At 45.0% G+C, this 26,828-nt stretch carries 20 protein-coding genes; 2 read left to right on the forward strand and 18 right to left on the reverse strand.

Going from position 1 to position 26,828, the window contains the following annotated elements:
* Positions 1-82 precede the first annotated feature (82 nt).
* The 7 genes from mtaB to MKZ16_RS24795 all read right to left on the reverse strand — a co-directional run bounded on the left by mtaB (position 83) and on the right by MKZ16_RS24795 (position 7,138).
* A complete protein-coding gene (gene mtaB, locus MKZ16_RS24765) occupies positions 83-1,426 on the reverse strand; it encodes a tRNA (N(6)-L-threonylcarbamoyladenosine(37)-C(2))-methylthiotransferase MtaB (RefSeq protein ID WP_038572916.1) in 1,344 nt (447 codons plus the stop codon).
* Positions 1,427-1,429: 3 nt separating this feature from the next.
* Positions 1,430-2,194 carry an RsmE family RNA methyltransferase gene (locus tag MKZ16_RS24770; protein ID WP_076103752.1) on the reverse strand — a complete coding sequence of 255 codons (765 nt, stop codon included), beginning with the start codon at positions 2,192-2,194 and terminating at the stop codon, positions 1,430-1,432.
* A 179-nt stretch (positions 2,195-2,373) separates the two neighbouring features.
* Positions 2,374-3,057, reverse strand: coding sequence for a site-2 protease family protein (locus MKZ16_RS24775; RefSeq protein WP_036683904.1), 684 nt, complete (start codon positions 3,055-3,057; stop codon positions 2,374-2,376).
* A 2-nt stretch (positions 3,058-3,059) separates the two neighbouring features.
* The gene (prmA, locus tag MKZ16_RS24780) at positions 3,060-4,112 is read right to left on the reverse strand and encodes a 50S ribosomal protein L11 methyltransferase (RefSeq protein WP_076103750.1); all 1,053 of its coding nucleotides are present in this window, start codon (positions 4,110-4,112) and stop codon (positions 3,060-3,062) included.
* 145 nt (positions 4,113-4,257) lie between these two features.
* Positions 4,258-4,836, reverse strand: coding sequence for a DNA-3-methyladenine glycosylase I (locus tag MKZ16_RS24785; RefSeq protein ID WP_076103749.1), 579 nt, complete (start codon positions 4,834-4,836; stop codon positions 4,258-4,260).
* A gap of 105 nt (positions 4,837-4,941) precedes the next feature.
* A complete protein-coding gene (locus MKZ16_RS24790) occupies positions 4,942-6,618 on the reverse strand; it encodes a DUF4179 domain-containing protein (protein ID WP_143758975.1) in 1,677 nt (558 codons plus the stop codon).
* A complete protein-coding gene (locus MKZ16_RS24795) occupies positions 6,578-7,138 on the reverse strand; it encodes an RNA polymerase sigma factor (RefSeq protein WP_036683913.1) in 561 nt (186 codons plus the stop codon). Before MKZ16_RS24795 ends, MKZ16_RS24790 begins: the two co-directional genes overlap by 41 nt.
* Before the next feature lie 154 nt (positions 7,139-7,292).
* Here MKZ16_RS24795 and MKZ16_RS24800 point away from each other — a divergent pair, with 154 nt between their 5' ends.
* A complete protein-coding gene (locus MKZ16_RS24800; protein ID WP_076103747.1) occupies positions 7,293-7,799 on the forward strand; it encodes a hypothetical protein in 507 nt (168 codons plus the stop codon).
* A 134-nt stretch (positions 7,800-7,933) separates the two neighbouring features.
* On the opposite strand, the gene MKZ16_RS24805 is transcribed toward MKZ16_RS24800, so the two are convergent.
* The 4 genes from MKZ16_RS24805 to MKZ16_RS24820 form a co-directional block, all read right to left on the reverse strand.
* Entirely contained in the window at positions 7,934-8,845 is a 912-nt protein-coding gene (locus MKZ16_RS24805) for a methyl-accepting chemotaxis protein (protein ID WP_036683918.1), read from the reverse strand.
* Between the two features lie 988 nt (positions 8,846-9,833).
* Complete coding sequence (locus tag MKZ16_RS24810) at positions 9,834-10,205, reverse strand: hypothetical protein (protein WP_036683921.1); 372 nt, start codon at positions 10,203-10,205, stop codon at positions 9,834-9,836.
* Positions 10,206-10,302: 97 nt separating this feature from the next.
* A complete protein-coding gene (locus MKZ16_RS24815) occupies positions 10,303-10,482 on the reverse strand; it encodes a YfhD family protein (protein ID WP_036683923.1) in 180 nt (59 codons plus the stop codon).
* 36 nt (positions 10,483-10,518) lie between these two features.
* Positions 10,519-10,878 (reverse strand): hypothetical protein, encoded by a 360-nt coding sequence (locus MKZ16_RS24820; RefSeq protein WP_036683926.1) that lies wholly within the window; start codon positions 10,876-10,878, stop codon positions 10,519-10,521.
* Between the two features lie 283 nt (positions 10,879-11,161).
* On the opposite strand from MKZ16_RS24820, the gene MKZ16_RS24825 reads away from it, so the two are divergent.
* Entirely contained in the window at positions 11,162-15,736 is a 4,575-nt protein-coding gene (locus MKZ16_RS24825) for a S8 family serine peptidase (RefSeq protein WP_076103746.1), read from the forward strand.
* Between the two features lie 1,704 nt (positions 15,737-17,440).
* Here the strand turns inward: MKZ16_RS24825 and dnaJ are convergent.
* The 7 genes from dnaJ to MKZ16_RS24860 form a co-directional block, all read right to left on the reverse strand.
* A complete protein-coding gene (dnaJ, locus tag MKZ16_RS24830) occupies positions 17,441-18,565 on the reverse strand; it encodes a molecular chaperone DnaJ (RefSeq protein ID WP_038572930.1) in 1,125 nt (374 codons plus the stop codon).
* A gap of 253 nt (positions 18,566-18,818) precedes the next feature.
* The gene (gene dnaK / locus MKZ16_RS24835) at positions 18,819-20,666 is read right to left on the reverse strand and encodes a molecular chaperone DnaK (protein WP_036677488.1); all 1,848 of its coding nucleotides are present in this window, start codon (positions 20,664-20,666) and stop codon (positions 18,819-18,821) included.
* A gap of 175 nt (positions 20,667-20,841) precedes the next feature.
* Positions 20,842-21,423 carry a nucleotide exchange factor GrpE gene (gene grpE / locus MKZ16_RS24840; protein WP_036677491.1) on the reverse strand — a complete coding sequence of 194 codons (582 nt, stop codon included), beginning with the start codon at positions 21,421-21,423 and terminating at the stop codon, positions 20,842-20,844.
* 48 nt (positions 21,424-21,471) lie between these two features.
* A complete protein-coding gene (gene hrcA / locus MKZ16_RS24845) occupies positions 21,472-22,503 on the reverse strand; it encodes a heat-inducible transcriptional repressor HrcA (RefSeq protein WP_036677493.1) in 1,032 nt (343 codons plus the stop codon).
* Between the two features lie 103 nt (positions 22,504-22,606).
* Positions 22,607-23,098, reverse strand: a complete 492-nt coding sequence (locus MKZ16_RS24850; protein WP_076105914.1) for an N-acetyltransferase — start codon at positions 23,096-23,098, stop codon at positions 22,607-22,609.
* Between the two features lie 93 nt (positions 23,099-23,191).
* Positions 23,192-24,364 carry a radical SAM family heme chaperone HemW gene (hemW, locus tag MKZ16_RS24855; protein ID WP_076105910.1) on the reverse strand — a complete coding sequence of 391 codons (1,173 nt, stop codon included), beginning with the start codon at positions 24,362-24,364 and terminating at the stop codon, positions 23,192-23,194.
* Between the two features lie 185 nt (positions 24,365-24,549).
* Positions 24,550-26,826: an FAD-dependent oxidoreductase gene (locus tag MKZ16_RS24860; protein WP_076105908.1), complete on the reverse strand. Its 2,277-nt coding sequence runs from the start codon at positions 26,824-26,826 to the stop codon at positions 24,550-24,552.
* Between the last annotated feature and the right edge of the window lie 2 nt (positions 26,827-26,828).

Consider the following 26,828-nt stretch of genomic DNA (forward strand, 5'->3'; position numbering starts at 1 on the left):
ACAGAGCAGCCCTTCCCCATTAACGGAAAAATGGCTGCTCTGTTGTCTTTTTACTAATATCTATTTAACGGATATTTATTGCTTAACGAACAGCCTGCTGAAGCCCAGTCTGACTAACCCCGATCAACTCACCGCGGCATTCGTTCACGCCAGCTTCCGTTATCTTCACCTGACAAAGTTCTCCTTGGAGTGAATCTTCACCATCGAAGAACACCTGCAAATAGTTGTCGCTAAATCCATGCTGGATATTGCGCCCCGGAGCCCCTTTTGCGGCTCTTTCCGGAATAACACTTAATGTCTGACCTACAAATTTGCGAGCATAGGCTATTTGCATTTCTTCTGAAAGATCAATCAGTTCCTGCACGCGTACATTTTTGATTTCTTCGTCGATCTGATTCTCCATCCGCGCTGCTGGAGTGCCCGTCCGCTTGGAGTAAGGGAATACGTGCATCTCGGAGTAATTAATAGCTTTCATGAAGTCGTAGCCGGCACGGAACATTTCATCGGTCTCCCCCGGGAATCCAACGATAACATCCGTAGTAATCCCGACATCTGGCATCGCCTGACGGATCAGCTGCATTTTGGCGTAATATTCTTCTGTCGTATATTTACGGCGCATTGCTTTCAGCACATCATTATGTCCGGCTTGCAGCGGGATATGCAGATGACGGCACATTTTAGAGGAACGGTTCAGCACCTCCAGCAGCTTCTCATCGATCTGGCTGGCTTCGATAGAACTGATACGTACCCGCTCCAGTCCATCCACCTTATCTAGATCCCACAGCAAATCGGCTAGACGGTAATTATCAAGATCATCACCGTAACCACCGGTATGAATACCCGTGAGAACAAATTCTTTATACCCTGCTTCTACTAATTGATGCGCCTGGGTTACGATGCTTTTGGGATCACGGCTGCGGGAAAGTCCACGTGACCATGGAATGATGCAGAATGTGCAGAAGTTGTTGCAGCCATCCTGAATCTTCATAAAAGCACGCGTCCGATCCGCAAAGCCAGGTACATCCATCTCTTCGAATTCACGTGTCTTCATAATATTACGAACAGCGTTGACCGGCTGACGTGAGGCTTCAATGTTCTTCACATGCGTCATGATCTGATCGCGGTCCTGGTTACCAATAACAAGATCGACACCAGGAATATCAAGAATCTCACCAGGAGAGGTCTGTGCATAGCAGCCAGTAACCGCCACGATAGCCTCCGGATTGCGGCGAACGGCACGACGAATCATTTGACGGCTTTTTTTGTCACCTGTATTAGTTACAGTACAAGTATTAATCAGATATACATCGGCAGGTCCCTCGAAATCGACCTGCTCGTAACCTTCATTTTTGAATAGCTGCCAGATGGCTTCGGTGTCATAAAAATTCACTTTACAACCTAAAGTATAAAATGCTACGGATGGCATCTCTTAAGCTCCTCCCATTTCTCCAGATTCATATAAAATACAAGCAGCGGCAACCATGCCCGCTGTCTCACAGCGCAGAATACGCCGTCCTAGTCCTACGGAAACCGCACCAGCTTCTTCTGCCTTTTGGCATTCCTCTGGTGTAAAGCCCCCTTCAGGACCTACCACAATCAATACCTTCCCACCAGCCTGCGGTGAAAGCGAGGATAACCAAGGGGCAACACTGCTGCGAAGCTGCAAGCCTTCTTCTTTTTCATAACAAAAATAAATTGCATCATACTCACTAAAAGTCTGGAGCAGCTGCTTCCAGGATAACGGTGAGCCTACAGCCGGAACGATGTTCCGGTGTGCCTGCTCGGCAGCTTCTTTACAAATTTTACGCCAGCGGTCCAGCCGCTTACTTTCCTTGCGTTCATCGTACTGTACAATCGTGCGCTCCGACAGAAAAGGAATAAAACCAACGGCTCCAATTTCTGTACACTTTTGAATGATAATTTCCATCTTATCAGCCTTGGGTAAGCTCTGAGCCACTGTGATTTTTATCCGCGGTTCATGCGTCATCTCCAGGGTTTCCAAGATATTCACTGTCACTTCCCCAATTTCGATCTGAGCAATCTCCACTAACGCTTCACGGGAGACGCCATCGCTGACAATAAGCTTGTCCCCAGCCTTACCGCGCATCACTTTGGCAATATGCCTTGCATCTTCTCCGTCAATTCTAACGTTATCCGTACCAAACTGCTCCGGTGTAACAAAATATCGCTGCATCTCTTCATCATCCTGTTCATGAATTCAGTAAGAAGAAACGGTAAAGACGCCTTAATTAAGACGTCACCCGTTTCTTAGAGAAATATAACTATGGATCAGGCGAAATTTAACTATCCTATTTTTCAACAAATTACATAATACAATGTTTAAGCAGGGTTGACCAGACTTCAGTCCCTACCTTAGCTGCCAAACATTCTTAGGAATAGCTGCACAAATGTTCTCGACATTTCACTAGCCCAGTGGCCAAGAGGATCAATGGTATAGGTTCGTAACCCTGGAATAAACAGAATTAATAAAAAGATAAATACAGCCCATTGCTCAAATTGCTGTAATTTGCCCCGAATAGAGCGAGGGGCAATATCCTCCACAATCCGGTAGCCATCCAGCGGAGGCAATGGAATCAGATTGAATAAGAATAGAAAGAAGTTCCATTGAATAAAGGTGCCAAAGAACAAATACACTGCCTCTAATACGCGGTCATTGGAGATCGACTCTAATACACCAGTTGCCGCAAGCACCCCATATATTAAAGCACCAATAATCCCTAGTAACAGGTTACTGATTGGGCCCGCAGCAGACACAATGACTCCCATCAGACGGGGGCGGCTAAAGTTATCGCGGTTTACAGGAACCGGACGCGCCCACCCGAAACCAGCAACCAGCAGCAGTAAAATACCAAAAAAATCGAAGTGTACAGCAGGGTTAAGCGTCATGCGTCCTAATAATCTAGCGGTAGGGTCACCGAACTTATTGGCGAAATAAGCATGACTGAATTCATGTACTGTAAAAGCAATTAAAATCGTAATGAGCAGAAAAGGAAGCTGATCCAGATCTACACGTATTATACTTTGCAATATATCCATTTTTACCTCTTTCCGGCTGTAAATGCCACCCAATCTTCTTCACGGGATACTTCCATAATCTCAAAGCCGGACTCTTGTAGTGCGTTAGCCACAAGTCCTTCTTTATCCTTGTAAATACCAGAGGTAATATACAAGCCTCCTGGCTGAAGTGCACGATACACGTCATCCGTAAACAATACGATGATTTCTGCCAAAATATTCGCAACTACAATCTTCACTGGGAGTGTAACGCCAAGACTATCCTCTGTTACTTGCTCACCAGGTGTTCCCTCAAGAGTGTGACCCGGTCTAGCGGATGGCCACATTTCTCCAGCAGCTGTGTCAGCTACGCCTTCACCGCCTAGCAAGGAGAGCAGGTCGCTTTCTTTTACCGTAATGAACTTCTCAAGTTTGTTCAGTGCTACATTCTCGCGCGCACTTTCAACAGCTACCGGGTCCAAATCTAACGCCAGCACGGATTTCGCACCAAGCAGCATCGCACCTACAGCCAATATTCCTGAACCCGTACCGACATCGATCACTTCTTCGCCGCCGCTAATATTCTTTTCAAGCGCACGCAGGCACAAAGCTGTTGTAGGGTGAGTCCCTGTACCAAATGCCATACCAGGGTCCAGCTCAATGATTGCTTCATCTGGGCGCTCAGGCGTATATTCCTCCCAAGTTGGTTTAATCGTGAGACGCTCCGATACCCTGAGCGGTTTAAAATATTGCTTCCAAGCATGCGCCCATTCGTCTTCATCTACGGTTTTCCAAGAAATCAGCGATTTGCCCGGATCAATACCGTACTCACGCAATTCTGCTACCCGTGGAGTCAGTTCTTCTATAACAGCATCCATATCCGTGGAATCGGCATAATAACCTTTGATTACCGCTTCCCCTTCTGGGATATCATTCAAGGGTTGGTCGTATAATTCACCGTAACGCGTATTCCGCTCTTTACTGAGTGTTCCGGATTCTTCAATAGAAACCCCACCCGCTCCTGCTTCATATAAAAAATTCGAAATCATTTCTTGTGCATCTTCTGTTGTATGTATCGTCACTTCATGCCATAACATCTTTATGTGATCCTCCTAAAGTTTTGTGAGCGTTAGCTTCATTGATTGACTTCGTGCAAAACTGGCTTCGTAAGCATAGACTTAGTTTTGTGAGCATTCGCTTCATAGTATAACATTTCTTCTTGGGGTAACGCCAAACTACAGATCAACGCTCTGCCATGCCCGTGCTACTCCTGCAAAAGCAATCGAGCGAATGATCATCTACCATCCCCGATGCCTGCATAAAAGCATAACATATGGTAGAGCCGACAAACTTCATGCCTCGCTTTTTTAATGCTTTACTCATTGCGTCAGACTGAGCCGTCGAAGCAGGGACATCCGCACGTGTCTTCCAATGGTTAATCGAAGGTGCACCCCCCACAAAACTCCAGAGATAATCTGCAAAGCTGCCTGTTTCCGCACTAATTTGCAAATATACGCTTGCATTACGAATGATAGAATCAATCTTTAAGCGATTTCTAATAATCCCGGGATCGTTCATCAGCTCAGCAATTTTCGGCTCATCATAATGCACAATCTTTTCCGGATCAAATCCATCAAATACCTCTCTGTAATGTGCCCGCTTTTTTAAGACGGTGTACCAGCTTAATCCTGCCTGCATGCCTTCGAGCATAAGTAATTCAAACAGCTTCCGGTCATCATACAGAGGTTTACCCCACTCTTCATCATGGTATGCGATATATAAAGGATCCTCATTAACCCAAGCACAGCGAGTGATTTCCATCCTTTTCTCTCCTTTACGCTAATCCTCGCTGAGTCCACTCAGCATCTACTCACTTTAAACGAAAAAAAGGGAAGAACACAAGGTTCCTCCCTAAAAAAAAATTTTCTATGGCCGCAGCTGCACTCTTGTTTCTTTATCCGGATCGTCAGTCGTATAGAAGAATATATAAATAGAAGCTTCTGTACCTTTGAAACCCTTGTAAACATCAATGGCCTTATTGTTTCCATCCCCAGTGAAATTAACGGTCAGAGGTTTACCTAAAATACGCTCTTTCCCCAGTCCGATATGGGTCTGGTTAATTCCACCGAAGCGAGCATCTTCACTTTCAGTCTCTACATAAAGATCGGCACCCTGCATATAGTACGTCCATTTTACCGGATAACCGCTAAGCTGCTGGATAAGCGTCTGTTTCTTATCAGATATATTCGTCAACAGAAGTGGTGTTTTTTCGTCCTTGTTAATTTTATAGCTGCCGTGCTGAGTTACCTTGTATTTAGCAACAAAGGTAATTGGCGTCTCTTCTGTGATTTCAAGGTCAACTGGCCGCTCAAAACGAAGCACTGTTAATTCCGGCTCACCTTCTGGAGATCTCCAGAAATTGCCCTCCAGCGTCTTGCCTGCTACTTCAAGAGTAGACTTTTGATACGGGAAATTGGTGCCTTTCTCTTTACTTCTAATAGCGATTCGAATTTGAGTAGGCGTCACTACCATTTTCTCCAGCGTGTAATTAGGTTCGCCCTCTTCTAGCGGCAGATTCAATGAAGTATTTATGGTTCCGCTCTCCATCTGCTTTTTGCTTAATTGAAGATCAAAAGCTAGTGGCCCCTCAACCTTTTTCTCTTGTTTCATGTACTGCAGCTTGTAATTCACTTCTCCGCTGGAAATATCAGCCGCCTTAAAATATTGCTGGGACGTATATTCCCCGTTTTCTCCCGGTGTACCGAAAGTACCTCCAGCCAGCGAATTTATGAGCGTTCCGTTTTTGTATGCAACAATATTTGGAAAGGCCCATTCTTTTGTTTCTGGCTGATCAAAAATGATCGCTGAAGAGAATAATATTTTTTCTTGTCCTTGGGTAAAAGGTTTCACCTCTATGCTGCGCATGCCTTCCTGTCCAATAGGAAACTTTTGTGTCTCCTGCGATTGGATATCCAGCGGTAAATCTAACTCCTGTGTGCTAAAGGCTTGCAGATTATCTGCAACTAATTGCACATTCACAGTATCCTTTTTCGGTGTCCAATCACTCTCGAAATATCCGTTGTAATGTTGATTTTTCTCATCCCATAACACATAACTGAACTCACTGGGACCATTCGCCCCATCTGCGCCCTTCAAAGTCATTCCTTTAACATTCCAATTTTCATTTTCCAAGCGTTTTCCTACATCCAAAGTGAATAAGATAACCGTCCGATTCTCATCCACAATCGCTGTATGTAGCTTCAGAGTTACTCCATCCTGTGTCACCGACTGGTTCAGTTGTTGTCCGAGATTTTGGGCCAGCGCTGCTTGAACGCCTCCTCTCCCATGGAGCAAATTATCCCAATCATAATGCACTGCCGCATATACGGGTGCCGCTGCAATAAGTACTGAAAATGAAGCAACCACAGCTATTTTACTCCAGTTTCTCCCTCTGTTCCCGCTACCATTGGCCATACGAAGTTGTAGGGGAGTCATTGTACTGTTTTCTTGCTCTAAACGTCCCCACATGCGTTCAAAATCTGGATAAGGCACGCCTTTATCTTCATTTAAACGATGCTCCAGCATATTTTCTAACTTTTTCAAAAGCTTCGCCCTCCTTTAGTTCAATTTGAACCCCCGCCTCCTGCAGGATTCTCCTCATTACCGTTAGTCCTTTATGCAGCCTAGATTTGGTCGTTCCAAGTGGAATGGACAGCAGATCCGAAATTTCAGCCAGACTGAAATCATGCATATACCTAAGTGTGAGCACCATCCTAAGTTTGATAGGGACCTGGCTCATATATTGCGCCCACTCGACCTCCGTCTCACGCTGCTCAATCTGCTGCTCCACAGCTGTTTCTGCCGTTTTATTAAAGAAATGAAGGTTGTCCGTAATCTTCTGTTGTAATGTCCGTTTTCGTTTCAAATGATTGAGGCAATGGTTGACCGTTATTTTCATAATCCAAGCCTTGATATGCTCCACGTGCTCACGATTGCTGCGAAATACTGTAATAAAGACATCCTGAGTCAAATCCTCTGCATCCGCCGCGTCATGCACCATATAGTAGCAAGTTCGGTATACATCTTTATTGTAGGTTTCAAATAACTCCCGGTTACTCTCCAAATCTTGCGCCCTCCTTTCTTGACTGAGATATCTATATGACAACCAATCCTTGGAAAAGGTTCGTTTTTCTGAGCATAAACTATCGCTACTCTCAAAGACATAGAGAAAATCAAACAGGCTTAATAATCTAAATGAAGCAAATAGAGGAAGGACAATGACTCTTTTAACTACTGGTCCGATAGAAAACAATGTTAACTCAGAAAACAACACAAGACTTACACAACAGGTCACGGTCAAATTCGCTAATGGTAGCGGGCAGATTGCTTCTACAGTTCTGATTGAAGGCTACTACATGAATGAAGAAAGAATTCAATATGTATGCGATCTGCTAGATGTGATGCCAAATCAGGTAATAACTAAAAATTATTTTGCGGATTTTGATACTTTCGAATTTTTTTTCACAACTGCTAGTTTGCCAGATCATCCAATTCAACTCTCATTTTGGGGTAAAGACAGTGCAGAAAGATTAGTAGCCCCGCATCGATTAGTTACAGCAGAATTACTTGGGTATGATGGGGCAACTGGCGCGACAGGCGCTACTGGGGTGATGGGGCTAAAGGTGGGACTGGCTCTGATGGGGCGATTGGGGACACGGGAGTTACTGGAGTCACTGGCACGACTGGTGCTTCTGGTAACACCGGAGTTAACGGAGTCATCATAAATCATAGATATATGATTCCTACCTTGATTGTTAACAAAATCGGATAATACCAACAATTAAAAGGGTCTATCTCTCGCAAGTAGGAGACCGACCCTTTTTTGCTGATATTCAATCTATCAACATACATACTGCTGCTAGAGAATATCCATAACTTCACGCGCTTGTGTGTCGAGATTTTGTGCAGATGAAGCAATCTTCGAAAAATCCTCCAACGCCACCAGAACCTGCTGCTGACTATCTTCTATATTTTCTTGCACTTGATTTGTACCTATAGAGATCTTTCCAATTTCCAGCGTGATCGCATCCACACTATCCCGTACCTTTATGATCGAATCTTGTACCATGGAAGATAACTTTCTTACTTCTTTTGCCACCACGTCAAAACCTCGGCCATACTCCCCGGCATGCGCTGCCTCAATAGCAGCATTTAGGGCTAATAATTGCGTTTGCGAAGCAATATCGCGAATCGTTTGCACGATGCTATGAATCGATACAGCTTGCTTTTCAAGATTAGCTAGAGTATGTGTATTTTCTATCGATACTTCGGCGATTTTGTTGATGCTTCGTAATAATTCTTGACTGCGCTCAATACCTAAATCTGCTCTTTGATTCAAGCTGTCTGCCATCTCTTGCATCCGTAGTACAACATTACTCATGTTGCTTTGTCTTTGGGTGATATTAGTTGCTATTTTAGATACTCCGATGACTTGTTCATTGCTTTCATCAAACACTGGCATGTAGGTGGCTTCAAGCCAAACCGCATTTCCTTTCGAATCCATTCGTTCGATCTTATCCTGAAAACTCTTCCCTGTAAAAAGATCCTGCCAAAACCGTTCGTAACCTGGGCTATCTGCGAAATGTGGAAAACAGAACTCTTTATGATGCATTCCGTACATTTCATCTTTTTTATATCCCATGGAATTTGCAAAAACCTCATTCACATAAGCAACTCGGCGATCAAGGTCAAACCGGATAATGGCTAAATTTCTTTCTAAAGATCTAACAACAAGCTCATCAGTAACTCCTTGAGAGTGTACCAGCCCCATTCTAATTCCCCCTGAAAAAATTCAATACTTGATTGGTCGTAGTTAGTATATTCGAACAATTATACATCCTTAATTTGTAGTGTGATATTAGCTATTTTACTTAAAATATTTATAACATCTGCAGACGTTAATATAATTGAAAATAATGATAATTAGGGAAAATTTCCCTAATGATGTGCAAGATTCGAAGGTTGATCTATCTTTTAGGGAAATACTCCCCAAAAACTCATGAAATCAGGCTTTTTCTATCTTTTCGAGCGTTTTTCAGGGAGGTTTTCCCTAAAAACTCATTTTTTCGAGCATTTAGAGAAAAATAGTGGGAGGTTTTCCCTAATTATTCATTTTCCAACCTCAATCATGCCGAAAATTATATCCAATTCCAACAGAAATGCATCTACAGCTACGTCGACTATGAGACGCCCAAATTCTTCTTAGCGGTAGCCTTACTTATAAGCTAAAAGCTTGCCCTAATTTAGTTCATTTTTCTGATCTCATAACAAAAAAACCCAGCTGCAAATATCAGCTAGGGTTCAACTCTCAATTTCATTTTCAAATTCTATCATTCTCAATCCCATTACTAATTTCAATTTTCAGATTCCAACCACAAAGCAACTTTATTTTACCACTACTTCAGTCGTTCCCTCATTACGAGCACGCAGCAAAATTTCGCAGTTCATCCAAATCAAATGCACTCCAGCTAGGCTGCGGCGCAGTAACTCGTCCTTCACACCCAGTTCTTCTACTGTGGTACTCCATGAACGGTATGTAATAGTTCGCGTAATCGTTCAGGTGTCAGCAATTCCTTAATATCATGGCATACCTGCTGCGCCACAGGACTATCGCTCAGTTCAAGCGTTTCTGCTAATTCGTGATAAAGCGCTTGCGATTTGTGTTCAAGCTACGTCTACCTTCGCTTCATGCAGCAGTTGTCTGCGACCTGTGCGAATATATTCCTTCTCCCATTGTACGTACAGTCAAAAGTATCTTATTAATTGGATTTATAATCTTTTATTTTAATCCCCAAAACCATATCCTTCTGATATGCGTCAGCTTGCTTCAAACCAATAATCCTTGGGTCTGAAGGGTAGTGACGTTCAAGATATAACAAAAATGCGTGATGAAACCTAATTTCGGCATCCAATTTATTCAGTTCGTTCGGATGATTCTCTAGTTCGGTTAATTCTGCTTCCCATCGATACAAATCGCTCGCCTCAGAGCGCTCCATACGAACCTTCTCTGTCAGCTCCCGCAACTCACGATAGGCCCGTTTTACTTTTGGAGAGTACAACTGCTTCTGGTTCAAATAGGTTAATAGTGCGATCAATAAGGCTAATCCTGTCCACAAAATAACGTTATCCATCTTCTCCCCCCACACTTAAGCTCTTCGCCCTAATTATACATGCCCAAACACAAAAATACCCCACAAAGTGAGGTATCCGCCTTAGCTTTTTTAGCTGCTATTCTTTCTTCATAATCTCATTCAGCTGACGTTTGTCCGCTTCTTGTGCGCGATCCTGAGCTTCAATATCATCAAGATCGGCTTCCGCCGCCGAGAATTCTACATCCTCCGCTTTAGCTTCATATAACATTTTCAATTTCTCCGTCTTGGAGAAGATTTGTGAGTTTTCTCTATCCATTGTTCGTCTCCTTTCTTCTTATTAATGAAGTGCCGATCAGACCATCCCGCCTGCTTCTTCAATTAAGCGCAGAGCCTGATCGTAGGACTCCGTATGCACAATAACCGTAAGCAAAATATCTCTCCCCGTTGGACCTCCGTTACCACCATGACTCATTCCGCTAGAGCTGGTGTCCGCAGCTGCAAGTATGCCTGTGTGTGCGTGCTCAGCAGTCATGGAGTCCATTCTGGCCACATTGCCTGTCACCGGATTTACCCCTGAGCTAAAGCTGGTACCTCCATATCTACTGAAGCGATCAATGGAAACTTCAATGGCCCGAAGTGCACGAAGCTTGCGCGCGACGCCTTCGGCTTCCTCTGGACTTTTAAAATATGCCAAAATATATCTTTCCGACATCTTATCCCCGCTCTCGCTTGAAATTCAGACATCTGTTGCATTCATTTATATTGTCTTAATTTCACTTGTTTTATGCTCTGATTTTCTTATATTCCACTTATCTACTGGGTATTCGACATTTTCCTCAACGCTTCGCTGCAATATGGTACTAAAGTTGTATATTCGATTTGAAGTTATAGCTGTAGAATAAATTTAATTTTCATAATTTTTTACATTTTATATGGAGGAGGAGAACCACAGACACATTGTAATACAAAAAATTCATTTGGGAGGATGAACTTATTTGAAACGTACCTTTAAACACTCTATTCAAAGATTTGCTATTGGAGCGGCAAGCTTCGGTCTGGCTGTGTCTGTTCTTTTTCCATCAGCTGCATTTGCGAACTCATCCCTTGAATCTTCAACCCTGGTTACGGATGTACAGTCTCAAAGTGTGACCCCTCATAACTATGCTGGAGTACTCAAAGGTTCAGCACCAGTTTCAGTGATTGTGGAATTGACTAATAAACCAGTCAGTGTGTATGTAAATGAGGCAAAAACTTATTCTTTACGATCCTCAGTCTCCTCACAACGCAGTAAAATTATCTCAGAGCATAAAAGCTTTATTTCCTCAACACAGAAAATCGATGCAAATATCGGTTTTGAATACAGTGAGATTTTTAATGGGTATTCCATTACGCTGCCAGCCAATCAAGTAAACAAGCTGTTAGAGCTTCCAGGCGTTGCCGCTATTTATCCGAATGAAGAAGTACATGCGTTAGCAGACAGTGTTGAAGTAGCGACATTACCTGTTACACGTTCCTATTCAGACAGCGGCAAGCTAATAGGCGCGGACAAACTACATGATTTAGGTTACACAGGCAAAGATGTACAGGTAGCGGTTGTCGATACTGGTATTGATAAGAATCACCCTTTGTTAAAAGATAATTATAAGGGCGGCTATGATGTATATGATCAGGATGATGATCCGGCTGAAACAGCCCCTGATGCTAACTTCCCTCCAAGAGCAGGCACTCCTTACGAAACCTCGCATGGTACACACGTTGCCGGGACAATTTTAGATGTGGCACCTGAGGTAGAATTGTATGCGTATCGCGTACTTGGTCCCTATGGATCTGGTTCCACAGCGGATGTAATTGCGGGTATTGAGAAAGCGGTCGATGACGGAGCAGATGTTATTAACCTTTCTCTAGGCTCTAGTGTCAACCAAAGCTATTCCGCGAGTTCAATCGCGATAGACAATACCGTAAAATCGGGCGTGAATGTTATTGTTGCCGCCGGTAACGCTGGACCGGATGCAGGAACACTGGGCGAACCCGCTGGTGCCCAACTCGCGCTTAGTGTTGGAGCTTCTACTACTCCGATAAATACCCCTTTCTTTGATATTGGCGATGTTAAAAAGATTCCCGGGACATTAGCCAGTTACTCCCCAGATTTAATCGATAATATTGCTGGCAGTAAGATCGTTTTCGCTGGTCTTGGAAGTCCTTCCGATTACAAAAATCTGGATGTCAAAGATAAGGTAGTGCTTGTCGATCGGGGCTCGCTGAGCTTCTCAGACAAATCTCTTAATGCCAAAGCTGCTGGTGCGAAGCTTTTGCTGATTGCCAATAATGAGCCTGGTGAAATCAGCCCCACCCTTGGTGCGCCTGGGGATTACATTCCTACCTACGGAATCAGTCAAGCCGATGGCAAAAAAATAAAAACTCAGATGGCTGCGGCTAAAGATATAATCAGTTACTATATAGCGCTTGAAGTAAATCAGTTAGCAAACTTCAGTTCTATGGGTCCGGGGATGCCCGATTATCTAATAAAACCTGATGTTGTAGCGCCCGGAGTCAATATCAACTCGACGATCCCTAGCTGGGATGGGAACTATGACCAAGCTTTCGGCTTAAAAAATGGTACTAGCATGGCAACTCCACATGTTGTAGGAGCTGTGGCTTTGTTACTGAGTAAAAACTCTGATCTGAAGCCAAATGAAATTAAAGCCCTGCTGATGAACAATGCTGATCCTATTTTTAAACGTGATGGGAATTCTTACTCCTTGTACCAACAAGGTGCAGGTTTAATTAATCTGGAGAAGTCGATAAACGCTAAATCCATTGCTAAAGTCGGTGAGATCCTTAACAGCGGTCTTCCGGGTACTGTTGAAATCCCTTATTACACAGGTTCCTTATCCTTCGGCTTACAGCCAAAGGGTGTTACCGTAACGAAAGCTGTCTATGTAGAGGACTTTAAAGGGAATGGAGAAACATACACCCTGTCCACCAAATGGCTGACAGAAGTGCCTAGTGATATTAGTATTGATTTTGCACCACACAGCGTTACTTCAGGGGTAGATCAATATGCACAATTTACACTCAATGTATCTAAAACAGCAAAAGAGGGCGCATATGAAGGTATCCTGTTACTTACCTCTGATACAGAAACCCTTCGTCTGCCATTTAACATTGTTGTAGGCGACCAATTTAATGTAGCACCTATTAATCAGCTCTCTTTTGAAAGTCCACAAATTTCACCTAATGGGGATGGACGCTCAGATGACACCACCTTTACCTTTTCTGTCAATGAAGAGCTGGAAGGCATAAGTTTCGTTGCCTCTTCAAAAGATGCTCCTGCAACAGTTTTAGGTGAAGTTTATGCAATCGATGAGAAGATCTATCGTGGCGTATACGAAGTTCCAAATTGGGATGGAACATTAACAGACCTGGAGACCTCCGCCAAGTCTACTTTAGCAGATGGTCACTACTACATCATTCCTGTGCTTCCCAATGGGCAACTGCTCGAGAAACAAAAGGCCGAATTCACAATTGATACCGAGAAGCCGCTAGTTTCCGGCATCACCATTGAGGAGTATGAACGCGAAGCGCCAACCGATCCTGGCGTGGCACAAATTAGTGGTTTTATTGATGATGACTTAATGGCCTATTATATTTCTAATACAAACCCTATTGGAAACTGGTTTACCGTATATGCCGAAGGCAAACATTATGATGGGAATGCTTATAAATTTGGCGGTGTGATTGCAAATAACGGTGCCTTTACCATTGATGTTCCTGTTAACGAGGGGCTAAATGAGTACAAAGTCCATGTGGTCGATAAAGTGGGGAATGGTGCAGACGACGATGATTACGTTCAGCGGCTGCTTTATAGCACAGGGGACGGTACTTTCACAGTAACTCCGGCTCTTTCTGCATCCACCATTGAAGTAGGACAATCTGTGACCGTTGATTTAGATTATTCCGTGACAGACGAGGTTTATGGCGTCTATGGGGCTTCATTCGGTGTCATATACGATGATTCCCTTGAATCACCGGTAATCCAGCCAAGCGTACAGCTGGTTACGTATCAAGAGGAGCATTTCTCTAGTGTTCCACTTACAGAATATTCACAAACGTATGACCTTGGAGACGGCCACAAACTGACACAATATAGTGTCAATCTGTCAGGAGGTGCTTATCACGGCTCCGGCTCACTAGCCCAAATAACCTTCGAACCAGCAACAGCAGGAGATTATTCCTTTGAGCTATATGATGTCCAGATTTGGAATGATGCCACAACATCAACTATCCCATCTGGTTTGAGAACAGTAAGTGTAACTGTAAGCACACCTGAAAAACCGACACCAACGCCAACGCCGACACCAACGCCAACGCCAACACCAACGCCATCAGCAACACCGACACCATCAGCAACGCCAGATCCAACAGAAACGCCAACACCGACACCATCACCTACGTCTTCTCCATCTTCTGAGACCTATGTATCTACAGCAACCAGCACTCCCACTCCTGGACCTTCTTTGAAATCCGGGAAGCTAGTAGAGACAGCCGATCCAGCTGGTGGTAAACCTTCAACGGTGTTTAACATCTTAGATGCTGCATTAACAAATTCGATCCAGAATGCAAAAGATAAGACTTCTGTACTTGATCTTAGCGATGTGAATTTCAATAAGTATAGCCAAGTCGTTATTACTCTTACCCCGGCGCAAGCCGAACAGTTGAAGAAATCGGAGAATGCACTCAGCCTTAACGGTAGTGGGTTCAATGTTCTTATTCCAGCGGCAACCCTTCCGGATTTCATTAGCAGCAGTGGTTTGTTGCTTACGATAAGTCTGGCTGATGCTAGTGATGCAGCAGTGTTATCAGGAAGCTCAGCTGCGATCAATATTGGTTCTTCCATTCTGACCATTAAAAATGGTTGGACAACCGGAAAGCCGATTACCCTTCAGCTTAATCTAAAAGACAGCAGTCTACGTGATGCTCGAAAAACTGCCGCCTATGCAGAAACAAAGGATCATAAATGGTCCTATCTGCAACCTGGATCTTTCTCTAAAGAAGGTATTCTACAGTTTACAGTTACTGGCGACGGCTCTTATAGCGTTGCATTCCGTAATGTAAGCTTCAAGGATATCGGCACTCACTGGGCTAAAGGCGATATCGAAGTTCTTGCTGCTCATGGCATCATTGCCGGCAAAGGAACCGATGGCAGCTTCAAGCCTACTGACACCTTAAATCAAGCGGAGCTACTAACGCTCTTCGACCGTCTACTTGGAAAAGGTGACACTTGGAATACTCGTATCAAACAAAGTGGTTCACGTGATTTGCTGACTCGCGAAGAAGCAGCTCTTATCATTGCTGAAGCTCTAGGTGCTGATCTTACGGTAGCTAAGACTCCTTTGAGCTTTAAGGATGCCGACAACATCGCTGCAGAAGCACGTAACGCCGTAGCCTATGCGGTAAACAAAGGTTATCTCAAGGGCGTTGGCGCGGACAACTTCAATCCACAAGGTACTCTGACTCGGGCACAGGCAGCAACGATTCTGAGCCGCGTGTTCGAGGACCTACGTTCTTAAACAGTATCTAGTTGAACTCTCAAAGAAAGCCCCAGCAGCCAGATGGCTGCTGGGGCTTTCTCGCTTTAGGTCACATCTGCGGCGCATACGAGGCAACTATCGGACACAGTTGCACTTAAATGCTGGATTATGCGACATTTGCCATGCCAACGGATCCCATAGTCGCTATTAGCACGAAAAACACCAAATATAAGCGCTTTTCTGGGCAATAGCTGCACTGGAGTCCGAAACTTCGCTCAAAAGGAGAAAAATGTGCAAATAGCGCCAACTGGGTCCGTATGCCTCCAGCGTCTTCTGGGTCCTATCCACTCAGATGATTATTCTCAGCGCTATCGGACACAGTTGCACTTAAACGCTGAATTATGCGACATTTGCCATACCAACGGACCCCATAGTCGCTATTAGCACGAAAAACACCAAATATGAGCGCTTTTCTGGGCAATAGATGCACTGGAATCCGAAACTTCGCTCAAAAGGAGAAAAATGTGCAAATAGCGTCAGCTGAGTCCGCAAGCCTCCAGCGTCTTCTGGGTCCTATCCATTCAGATGATTACACTCAACGCTATCGGACTCAATTGCACTTAAACGCTGAATTATGCGATATTTGCCATGCCAACGGACCCCATAGTCACTTTTAGCACGAAAAGCACCAAATATGAGCACTTTTCTGGGCAATAGCTGCACTCGAGTCCGAAACTTCGCTCAAAAGGCGATAAATTTGCAAATAGCGTCAACTGGGTCCGTATGCCTCCAGCATCTTTTGGGTCCTATCCACTCAGATGATTATTCTCAGCGCTATCGGACACAGTTGCACTTAAATGCTGGATTATGCGACATTTGCCATGCCAACGGACCCCATGTCGCTATTAGCACGAAAAACACCAAATATGAGCACTTTTCTAGGCAACAGCTGCACTGGAGTCCGAAACTTCGCTCAAAAGGAGAAAAATTTGCAAATAGCGTCAACTGGGTCCGTATGCCTCCAGCATCTTTTGGGTCCTATCCACTCAGATGATTATTCTCGGCGCTATCGGACGCAGTTGCACTTAAATGCTGGATTATGCGACATTTACCATGCCCACGTAGATAATTCAAAACAGATAGTGTGTTTAAAAAAGCTGGAGACCAGTCGGGGGTTTCAAGGTTACAGGGTTCGGGGTTCGGGGTTCGGGGTTCGGGGTTCGGGGTTCGGGGTTCGGGGTTCGGGGTTCGGGGTTCGCGGTTCGCGGTTCGCGGTTCGCGGTTCGGGGTTCGGGGTTCGCGGTTCGCGGTTCGCGGTTCGCGGTTCGCGGTTCGGGGTTCGGGGTTCGCGGTTCGGGGTTCGCGGTTCGCGGTTCGCGGTTCGGGGTTCGCGGTTCGGGGTTCGCGGTTCGCGGTTCGCAGTTCAGGGTTCGCGGTTCGCAGTTCAGGGTTCGCGGACGGGATTCGGGTTCAGAGGTTCGGCGGGGTTTACCGGGCTTGCCGGGCTTGCCGAGTTCACCACGAGCTGCCAGGCTTTTCCGGGTTTTCCGAGTTAGCCAAGCTCGCAAAATTCCCCAGGTTCCAGCATTACAGCTCAACCAAAGAATTGCATGGGGTCAGTTAACTGGCCCTGCTATAATCTCATGCTAAACAAAAACACAGAGCAGCGATCCCCCAATAACGGGAGGACCGCTGCTCTGCTGTCTTTTTTCTATTCATTTACTGAATGAATGAGTTAGGATATCAGTCCCCGCGAAACGCACGTTTCACACGATCAAAGAAGGACTGTTCGTGTTCATGTGTGTTTTCTCCGTTCAGAGAAGCGAACTGGCGTAGCAATTCTTTTTGCTCTTCATTGAGCTTGCTAGGTGTCACAACAATTACTCGTACATGCTGATCACCTTGGCCAGATCCACGCAGACGTGGAACACCTTTACCTTTGAGGCGGAAGAAAGTGCCTGTTTGCGTTCCGGCAGGAATCTTCAGCTTCACTTTTTCGGTTAAGGTTGGAATTTCAATCTCATCACCAAGTGCTGCCTGTGCAAACGTAAGTGGAACCTCGCACATAATATCATCGTTCTCACGCACGAAGAAATCATGCGATTTAACACGGATAACAATATACAAGTCTCCAGCAGGACCGCCGCGTAAGCCGCCTTCACCTTCGCCAGTCATGCGCAGCTGTGCACCGTCATCAACACCGGCAGGGATACGCACATGGATCTTGCGTTGCTTTTTAACTTTACCCTGTCCGCTGCAAGTTGTACATTTTTCCTTAATAATCTTACCTGTACCACTGCAATGTGAACAAGGACGACGATTACGCATCTGTCCAAGCGGTGTATTCTGTACGAATTCCTGTTGTCCACTACCATGACATACGGAACAAGTCTCTGGTTTAGTGCCCGGTTTAGCCCCGGAGCCGTAGCAGGTATCGCAAGTTTCTGTACGTGGAATAGTAATATCGGTTTCTTTGCCGAATACCGCTTCCTTGAATTCAATGGTCATGGTATACTGCAAATCCCCACCGCGCTGCGGTGCGTTAGGATCACGGCGTCCGCCGCCTCCGAAGAACATATCAAAGATATCACCAAGTCCTCCGAAGTCGCCACCACCGCCGCCTCCGAAGCCGCCCATACCTTGGTTAGGGTCAATATGGCCATATTGGTCATATCTAGCTCGCTGTTGTCCATCACTAAGAACATCATAAGCTTCTTTTACTTCCTTAAACTTAGCTTCAGCGTCATCTGCTTTATTCACGTCTGGGTGATATTGGCGCGCCAATTTCCGGTACGCTTTTTTCACCTCATCGTCTGAAGCATCTCTACTTAGGCCAAGCACTTCATAATAATCGCGTTTATCTGCCACTGCTTTCACCTCCGTGCATACATACTCAAATTCCTTATTACCTGTCAAACAAACCATTATACGATAAAACCTCAGGATCTGACCATCCAGATTCAGCGATGTTTATTCTTACAATATCAGAAGGCGCATTCGCAAAGAGTGTGCAATCTGATATTACAAAAGGAAAGTCAAAACACGGGATGACCCGGTTTTGACCTTCCCTTCTTAACTATATAAGAATTTATCAGTTTCCTATTACACTTATCGTATAAGGTTACCCTTGATTCTTATCTTCGTCAACAACCTCATAGTCAGCGTCAACTACATTATCTTTTTTAGGAGCGCCTTCAGCGGCTCCAGCGCCACCTTCAGCACCTTGCTCAGCTTGAGCAGCTTGTTCGTACAGCTTCATGGACAACTGTTGTACAATCTCAGTCAATGCTTCTGTAGCTGCATTGATTTCTTCAAGATTGTCAGTTTCAAGTGCTGCTTTAACTTTATCTTTAGCTTCATTTGCTTTTTCAACATCAGAAGCATCAGCTTTATCACCAAGATCTTTAATTACTTTTTCAGTAGAATACACGAGTTGGTCAGCACCGTTCTTCGCTTCTACCAGTTCTTTACGCTTACGGTCTTCCTCAGCGTGAAGCTCGGCATCCTTCATCATTTGTTCTACTTCTGCGTCGCTCAGGCCGCTGGAAGAAGTGATAGTGATTTTTTGGCTCTTGTTCGTGCCTTTATCTGTTGCAGATACATTTACGATACCGTTGGCATCAATATCGAAAGAAACTTCGATTTGTGGCACGCCACGTGGTGCTGGTGGAATCTCGTTCAGCATGAAGCGTCCCAGTGTCTTGTTGCCATTTGCCATTTGACGCTCACCTTGCAGCACGTGAATCTCTACGCTAGGTTGATTGTCAGCAAAGGTTGAGAATACTTGGGATTTGCTTGTAGGAATCGTAGTATTACGCTCGATCATCTTCGTGAACACGCCACCTGCAGTTTCAATACCCAGGGAAAGCGGAGTTACGTCAAGCAATACAACGTCTTTAACATCACCAGTCAATACACCCGCTTGAACAGCAGCACCAAGAGCTACTACTTCATCCGGATTCACACCTTTGTGTGGTTCTTTGCCAGTAAGCTTTTTGATAGCATCTTGTACAGCTGGGATACGTGTAGAACCACCAACCAGAACGATTCTAGTAAGGTCTGCAGGTGTCATACCAGCATCAGACAATGCTTGACGAGTTGGTCCCAAAGTACGTTCTACCAGACCAGCAGTCAGTTCATCAAATTTCGCCCGAGTCAAGTTGATCTCTAAGTGCTGAGGTACGCCGTCAACCACAGTGATGAACGGAAGCGATACAGTTGTTGTCAGTACGCCTGACAATTCTTTTTTCGCTTTTTCAGCTGCATCTTTCAAACGTTGTACAGCAGATTTATCTTTGCTCAGATCAATGCCTTGCTCTTTTTTGAATTCGGATACCAGGTAATCCATAACCACTTGGTCAAAGTCGTCGCCACCCAGCTTGTTGTCGCCGCTTGTAGCTTTTACTTCGAAGAAGCCATCACCAAGTTCAAGGATGGATACGTCAAAAGTACCGCCACCAAGGTCATAGACTAGAATGGTTTGATCTTCGGATTTCTCCAGACCATATGCCAAAGCTGCTGCTGTTGGCTCGTTCACAATACGCAGAACTTCCAAACCTGCAATTTTACCTGCATCTTTGGTAGCTTGACGTTGGCTGTCATTAAAATAAGCAGGAACAGTGATAACCGCTTGAGTAACAGTTTGGCCAAGATAAGCTTCTGCATCGGATTTCAGTTTTTGCAGAATCATTGCCGAAATTTCTTGTGGGGAGTAGTCTTTACCATCAATGCTTTCTTTGTGGTTAGTACCCATGTGACGTTTAACAGAGCTGATCGTACGATCAGGGTTAGTAATCGCTTGGCGTTTAGCCGTTTCACCGACGATACGCTCGCCGTCTTTCTTAAAGCCTACAACCGAAGGGGTTGTACGCGCGCCTTCTGGGTTTGGAATTACTACGGCTTCGCCGCCTTCCATAACGGCAACGCAAGAGTTCGTGGTTCCTAAGTCAATACCGATAACTTTACTCACAATAATTTGCCTCCTCTAAAGTTATATGGAGCCTAAGCTCAATAAATTTATAAAAATATCAAAAAAATTCGATTGATAATAAACTATCCGGGCAACAGCCTGCAATCGGATAAATAGTAGGCAAAAGCACTGCTGCTTTATGGCGAGCAGAAACTGCCCGTCCTATATAGACAGACTACATGCTGACTTTGACCATGGCCGGACGAAGAACTCTATCTTTCAGAAGATATCCTTTTTGAACCTCTTCTGTAACGATACCCTCTTCGTACTCCTCGCTCTCAACCTGCATAATAGCCTGATGGTATTCAGGATTAAAAGGCTGTCCTACTGTTTCCATAGCTGTAAGCCCCTCAGCCTTCAATACCCCATCCAGCTGACGGAAAATCATATTAACGCCCTTCGCGAAAGCTTCGGATTCAGGATTAGCTGGAGTAGTGACTAACGCACGCTCGAAATTGTCCAGCACGGAAAGCAATTCCGTCAGGAGCTTGGAGGTAGCATATTGAGCCAACTCTTCTTTTTCCTTCTGGGTACGACGACGGAAGTTATCAAAATCAGCTTGTGCACGAAGTGCACGACCTTGATATTCATCAGCAAGATCCTGTAGGCGTTTCACCTCAGCACCTGTATCTGAAGCACCTTCACTAACGTTTTCAGCTGTAAATGAGTCGGCATCTGAGACTACTTCAGCCACAGGCTCCTCATTGATCAATTCCTCTTTGAATTCATTAGAATCTTGAACTTGTTCCTTTTTCAAGTTGTCTTCACCTCCTTAAAATCATTCACGAAATCATGTTGACTCTGTTCACTTATACCAGTGCGCCAGCATCGCTGTCAAATCTCGGGATAAAATGCCCAAGATCCCCATCACTCTTGCATATTCCATACGGGTCGGCCCAAGGATTCCAATGCTTCCTAGTGCCTGCCCATCAAGTGAATAAGTGGCGGTGATCAGACTACAGTTAGCGAACGCTTCGTGATTGTTTTCTGTTCCTATTCGTACTTGAATACCTGTGCCACCCACTGTAGGGGCCAGCATTTTGAGCAGTGTCGGTGTCTCTTCCAGCAGATCAAGAATACTCTTCACCTTGTCTACGTCTTTGAACTCAGGCTGTGTCAGCATATTCGTTGCTCCGCTGAGATAGATGCGCTGCTCTTGATCGCTTTCCAGCGCGGTGTCCAGCACCTGCATTAATTCTTCATAATGTGAGATGTGACGCTGCATTTCTTCGCCAAGCTCGGAATAGAGCCGAGTCTTCAGCTTATAGAGTGGTACATTGACCAGTTTACTATTCAGTAGGTTAACCACTTTCTCCATCTCGGAAACAGAAATCTCCGGCGGAATGTTCACCGTACGATTCTCAACTTGCCCCGTACTTGTGACGATAATGGCCACAGCGGTTGTATCATCTAGTGGTAACAACTGAAAATGACGCAATGAAGTATGAAAAACCTCCGGTCCCAGCAGGATGGAAGTATAATTCGTCATATTGGAAAGAATCATCGCCGCATGTTGGATTACCTGCTCCATTGCATTTAGCTTCTCGGCAAAAAAAGCGCGGATCGTGCCCATTTCTGCCGTTTCGGCGGAATTCCACGGTACCAAATGATCCACATAATATCGGTATCCTTTATGGGAAGGAATTCTTCCCGCCGATGTATGAGGCTGCTCGAGATAACCTAAATCCTCCAGGTCAGCCATTTCATTTCGAATCGTAGCCGGACTGTATCCTACATCTCCCCGTTTAGAAATGCTGCGAGATCCTACTGGCTCTGCCGATGAAATATAATCATCCACAATTGCATTTAGTATCATTCTCTGGCGATCAGTTAACATGTTATTCCCTCCTATCGGCTGTGGCTCCGATTCGTTAGCACTCGACTCAGATGAGTGCTAACCACTAATACAAAAATACCAAACTGACATTGACGTTGTCAAGTCAGTTCAGTATCTTAAGCACTGCTATTTCATCGCAGGCATGCTGCTTTTTACAATTCACGCAATCTGTCCATACTTTTTCGGGGAAAATCTCTTTCTGGACGACTTCAAATCCATTTCTAAGAAAAAAATCAACAGCATAGGTTAGTGCCATTACCTTTGGGATTTTCTGGTTCCTAGCTTCCTCGACCAGCTTCGCCAATATCATGGAGCCTACGCCTTTACCCTTACCTTCATCATTCAAGCCAATCGAGCGAATCTCTACGAGATCATTCCCGAGCTTGAAAAGTGAACCACAGCCTACGAATCTGCCTTCGACTTCAGCAACTACGAATTGATCGATCTGGCGTGTCAGCGCCTGCCGGGAACGGGGCAACATGATGCCGCGCTGTGCATACTCTTCTATCATTAGATACAATGGCTCAACGTCTTCTACCACAGCATTTCTACAAATCACCTGTGCGTCTCCCGCTGGAGACGAATGGCGAATCATTTCCGTCTTGGCAAGCACTTTGGTTCACCCCTCTGTTGATAATATGAATAAATATACAACAGAGTGAATTACAATTCAAGGGGTATTTTAAAATTAAACTTCTGTCAGGGCGCCTACAAATTCAGCAAAAACATCGTTCCCAAACAAGATTCCTTGCTTGCTGAGTCGGTAAACTCCTGCTTCTTGTTCCAACAGCCCTGCATGCAGCATTTTATGCAAGGATTTCTCGAATACTTCCTCTATTGAACGCCCGAATTGCGCCTGAAAAGCTTCATTAGAGACGCCCTCATGCATACGCAATCCGACCATCATAAAGTCTTCCATCGCTTCTGCTTCTGAGATTGGGTATGCATCCAGTCGTGGCAGCCCTTTACGTGTTGCTTCTACATATGGATTTACGCCCTTAACATTAATATGCCGCTGACGCCCCACATATCCATGTGCTCCTGCTCCTAGACCATAATAATCTTCATTACGCCAGTAGGTGATATTATGGCGGCTCTCCATTCCCGGTTTCGCGAAGTTACTGATCTCGTATTGATTGTAACCAGCTTCCTTCATAGAGGACATCAACAGGAGGTACATTTGCAATTCATCTTCTTCATTAGGAAGAGGAAGTTTGTTCTTATTAAACAGCGTGTGAAAAAGAGTATTCTCCTCCACCTTCAAGCTGTAAATAGAATAGTGGGGTAGATCCAGCTCCAACGCCTTGCGGATACTTTCGCCCAACATCTCAACAGTTTGATTAGGCAGCCCAAACATCAGGTCAACTGAAAGATTATTTAGTCCAACTGCACGTGCATTCTCTAGGCTCCGGTATACATCATCTACATTATGAATCCGGCCGATGCCTGTGAGCAGCTCGTTCTGAAATGCTTGAACGCCAAAGCTCACCCGGTTCACGCCGCCTTCTTTCATAACCGTCAGCTTGTCCAGATCCGTTGTTCCAGGGTTAGCTTCCATAGAGAACTCAATATCTTTATCCCAGTTTGGGAAATGCGTACGAACAGACTTTAAGAAATAAGCCATTTCATCAGGTTTTAAAACAGTGGGCGTGCCTCCGCCGACGAAGATCGTTTTGATAACACCCGGAGGGGTGTTCTTGACGGTCTGCTCCATCTCTCGATCCAAAGCTTCGAGATAATCCATAACTGGCTGATCCTTGAGTACATAGGAATTAAAATCACAATAAAAGCACTTATTGGTACAAAAAGGGATATGAATGTATACAGCCTCAGGGGGACGGCCATTAGTCTTCGTTGTCATTAGCTGTCTCCTTTATATAAAAATATCGTTTGAATAGTGTAATCTAAAAAACAAGAAAAGGGAAGCCTGACGGCTTCCCTTCGAGGGCGTTCATTTATAAATGCACTCTATTTTAAAATACATGAAAGTATAAGTTTTACGTTATCCTATATATTTTGTATTTCCAGCAGAAACGGATACCGTACCTATAAGGACGGCAAAACCGTTGCTTCTTGATAAATCCGCATTTCCACAAGTTCGGCATGTACTCCACCGTTAGTTTCATGAATAACGATTCGGACAGCATCTGTAAGGACAGGCGTCTCTAATCGATGAACATTCTTCCGGCGATGGTTGTCTTTGACACGGAGCATGACTTGCCACGCGCCATCAATGAGCAGCTCTACATCATAGTTCTTTACCAGTTCAGGAATCACTAGAAATGGCGTTTCATGGTGATGTAAGTTGATGAGATCTTCATTGACATCATCATTAAAGGTGAAATGAATTTCGGAGACTGGGGCAGCATCCGGGAGACGCGCCTCTACCCACTCCGATCTACCCGCGGTCATCGGCTCAGAAACCCAGCTATGCGGTCCCGCGAAAGGTCGAACATATCCATCAATGACTTTAGATGCAGCATATGCCGATGTTTCTACTGCAAAGCAGAAATGCCTGCGTACAAGTTGTTTCATGCTCCACTCTATCACCGGCTGATCTGGCTGATGATCCTCCAGCGCTGAATCAACAACGGATTTAGCACCTCGCTCAAATGTAATGACACCAGTGATTGGGGTTTCTGAAATATGCAATTGAAGGTGTTCATTAGCTCGAATAATAGCGAAGATATTACATTCGCCGATTGGACTACATTTCTCCTCTTGTATCGGAACTTCAATCCATTGCTGCTCTCCAGCCTGTACTGTTATAACATCAACCTGTTTGCACTCCGCCGGCACGTAATTTTCCGCGCGTCCAGTCGTCCAGATCTCCACGGTCAGCTGCGTCTGAATACTTGCTGACACAAGCAGCCTTAACCCACGGATACTTCCTTCAACCGGAAACAAAATCCCTACATCATGAGAAAGCTCATAAGCTTCGGCTGGGCGATCCAGCAGGATACCATTCATCGTGCTGGATGCATGAATCTCGCTTTTTCTGGCGAGGTCCAGTGGATCTTCGTTACGTAATCCAATAATCGAAGCATCTTGCTTTAACATCACCTGCTGCAATTCATGCATATACTGCTCGCGAATTTCACGAGGGGGCACACCTTTGATGACGGATAAAGCGGCACCTGTTCCAGCTGCTTCACCCATGATTGCACAGGTTGCCATAACGCGTGTTGTTCCAAAAGCCACATGAGATGCACTGATATTACGACCCGCGAAGAATAGATTCCGTACATTCTTCGAATATAGCGAACCAAATGGAATATGGTAGATCCCGTCCGCATGCAGATGCTTGGAGCCACTCTCATGTGCGTACATCCCCTGTGGTGGATGTAGATCAATCGACCAGCCACCAAATCCAATACGGTCTGCAAATTCACGCTGCGCGAGAATATCATTTTGCGTTAGAATCGTATCGCCAACAAACCGTCTGTATTCACGTTTACCCGGAATCGAGCCAACCCATTCAAGCGTCATATTCTCGGCATCAAAATGGCCTGAGTTTTTGATATAATCCCAAATTCCATAAATAACAGAGGATAGTTCATCACGTATACGTTCATTCTCATCCACCGTATCAAGCTCGCCGCCCCACTCAATCCACCAGTAGTGACAGCCTGAATCCCCACTCCGAATGACCCGGCGGATCGGGATAGACGTTGTTGTAATATCCTTCGCGAATGAGGGTGCTACATAACGTACCGGTTTTCCAGTATCCTGTGTATAGAATAATAATGTACTGCCTAATGTAATATTATCAGGCACTTCTGGTGCCCATTCCTCATTAAATTCATGACGGGCTTCACGTCCTAATCGGAAATCCGCTCCTGCTAGGAAGCCAACTAAACCATCACCCGTACAATCGATGAAAGCATCGCTCTCGAACGTGATTAAACGCTCAGATCCCATCATCCAGCCGGTCACACTCTGAATCGTACGCTCCTCTGCCTCACCTTCCGCTTCCACTTCACGTACATCGGTATTTAGGAACAAGCTGATATTCGATTCTGCCTTCACCGCTTCGAGCAAGGTTAGATCCCATAGATACGGATTCCCTTCCGGGTTCCGGTATTGATTCTCGATGAACAGCTCACCCATAATGCCTGTCTCACGTGCATAGCGATTTACACCATGTCCTGTTGCACCACATACCCATACCCGAACCTCTGAACTCGAGTTACCACCAAGTACAGGACGATTCTGTACCAGTGCTACCTTTAACCCAAGACGTGCTGCAGCAATCGCCGCGTTCATCCCTGCAAGTCCACCCCCGACCACTGTCACATCGGATTTAACCGTTTCTGTTCTCATGT

This window comes from Paenibacillus sp. FSL R5-0928, assembly GCF_037970385.1.
Taxonomy (GTDB): domain Bacteria; phylum Bacillota; class Bacilli; order Paenibacillales; family Paenibacillaceae; genus Paenibacillus_AQ; species Paenibacillus_AQ odorifer.

Bases quoted from the DNA above. Each gene is read 5' to 3' on its own strand.
- prmA (WP_076103750.1), bottom strand. From the start codon at position 4,112: ATGTTATGGCATGAAGTGACGATACATACAACAGAAGATGCACAAGAA.
- hemW (WP_076105910.1), bottom strand. From the start codon at position 24,364: ATGACAACGAAGACTAATGGCCGTCCCCCTGAGGCTGTATACATTCAT.
- MKZ16_RS24805 (WP_036683918.1), bottom strand. From the start codon at position 8,845: ATGGGGCTGGTACACTCTCAAGGAGTTACTGATGAGCTTGTTGTTAGA.
- MKZ16_RS24820 (WP_036683926.1), bottom strand. From the start codon at position 10,878: ATGTCGGAAAGATATATTTTGGCATATTTTAAAAGTCCAGAGGAAGCC.
- MKZ16_RS24850 (WP_076105914.1), bottom strand. From the start codon at position 23,098: ATGATTCGCCATTCGTCTCCAGCGGGAGACGCACAGGTGATTTGTAGA.
- mtaB (WP_038572916.1), bottom strand. From the start codon at position 1,426: ATGCCATCCGTAGCATTTTATACTTTAGGTTGTAAAGTGAATTTTTAT.
- MKZ16_RS24800 (WP_076103747.1), top strand. From the start codon at position 7,293: ATGACTCTTTTAACTACTGGTCCGATAGAAAACAATGTTAACTCAGAA.
- MKZ16_RS24860 (WP_076105908.1), bottom strand. From the start codon at position 26,826: ATGAGAACAGAAACGGTTAAATCCGATGTGACAGTGGTCGGGGGTGGA.
- hrcA (WP_036677493.1), bottom strand. From the start codon at position 22,503: ATGTTAACTGATCGCCAGAGAATGATACTAAATGCAATTGTGGATGAT.
- MKZ16_RS24775 (WP_036683904.1), bottom strand. From the start codon at position 3,057: ATGGATATATTGCAAAGTATAATACGTGTAGATCTGGATCAGCTTCCT.
- MKZ16_RS24770 (WP_076103752.1), bottom strand. From the start codon at position 2,194: ATGCAGCGATATTTTGTTACACCGGAGCAGTTTGGTACGGATAACGTT.
- MKZ16_RS24815 (WP_036683923.1), bottom strand. From the start codon at position 10,482: ATGGATAGAGAAAACTCACAAATCTTCTCCAAGACGGAGAAATTGAAA.
- MKZ16_RS24785 (WP_076103749.1), bottom strand. From the start codon at position 4,836: ATGGAAATCACTCGCTGTGCTTGGGTTAATGAGGATCCTTTATATATC.
- MKZ16_RS24810 (WP_036683921.1), bottom strand. From the start codon at position 10,205: ATGGATAACGTTATTTTGTGGACAGGATTAGCCTTATTGATCGCACTA.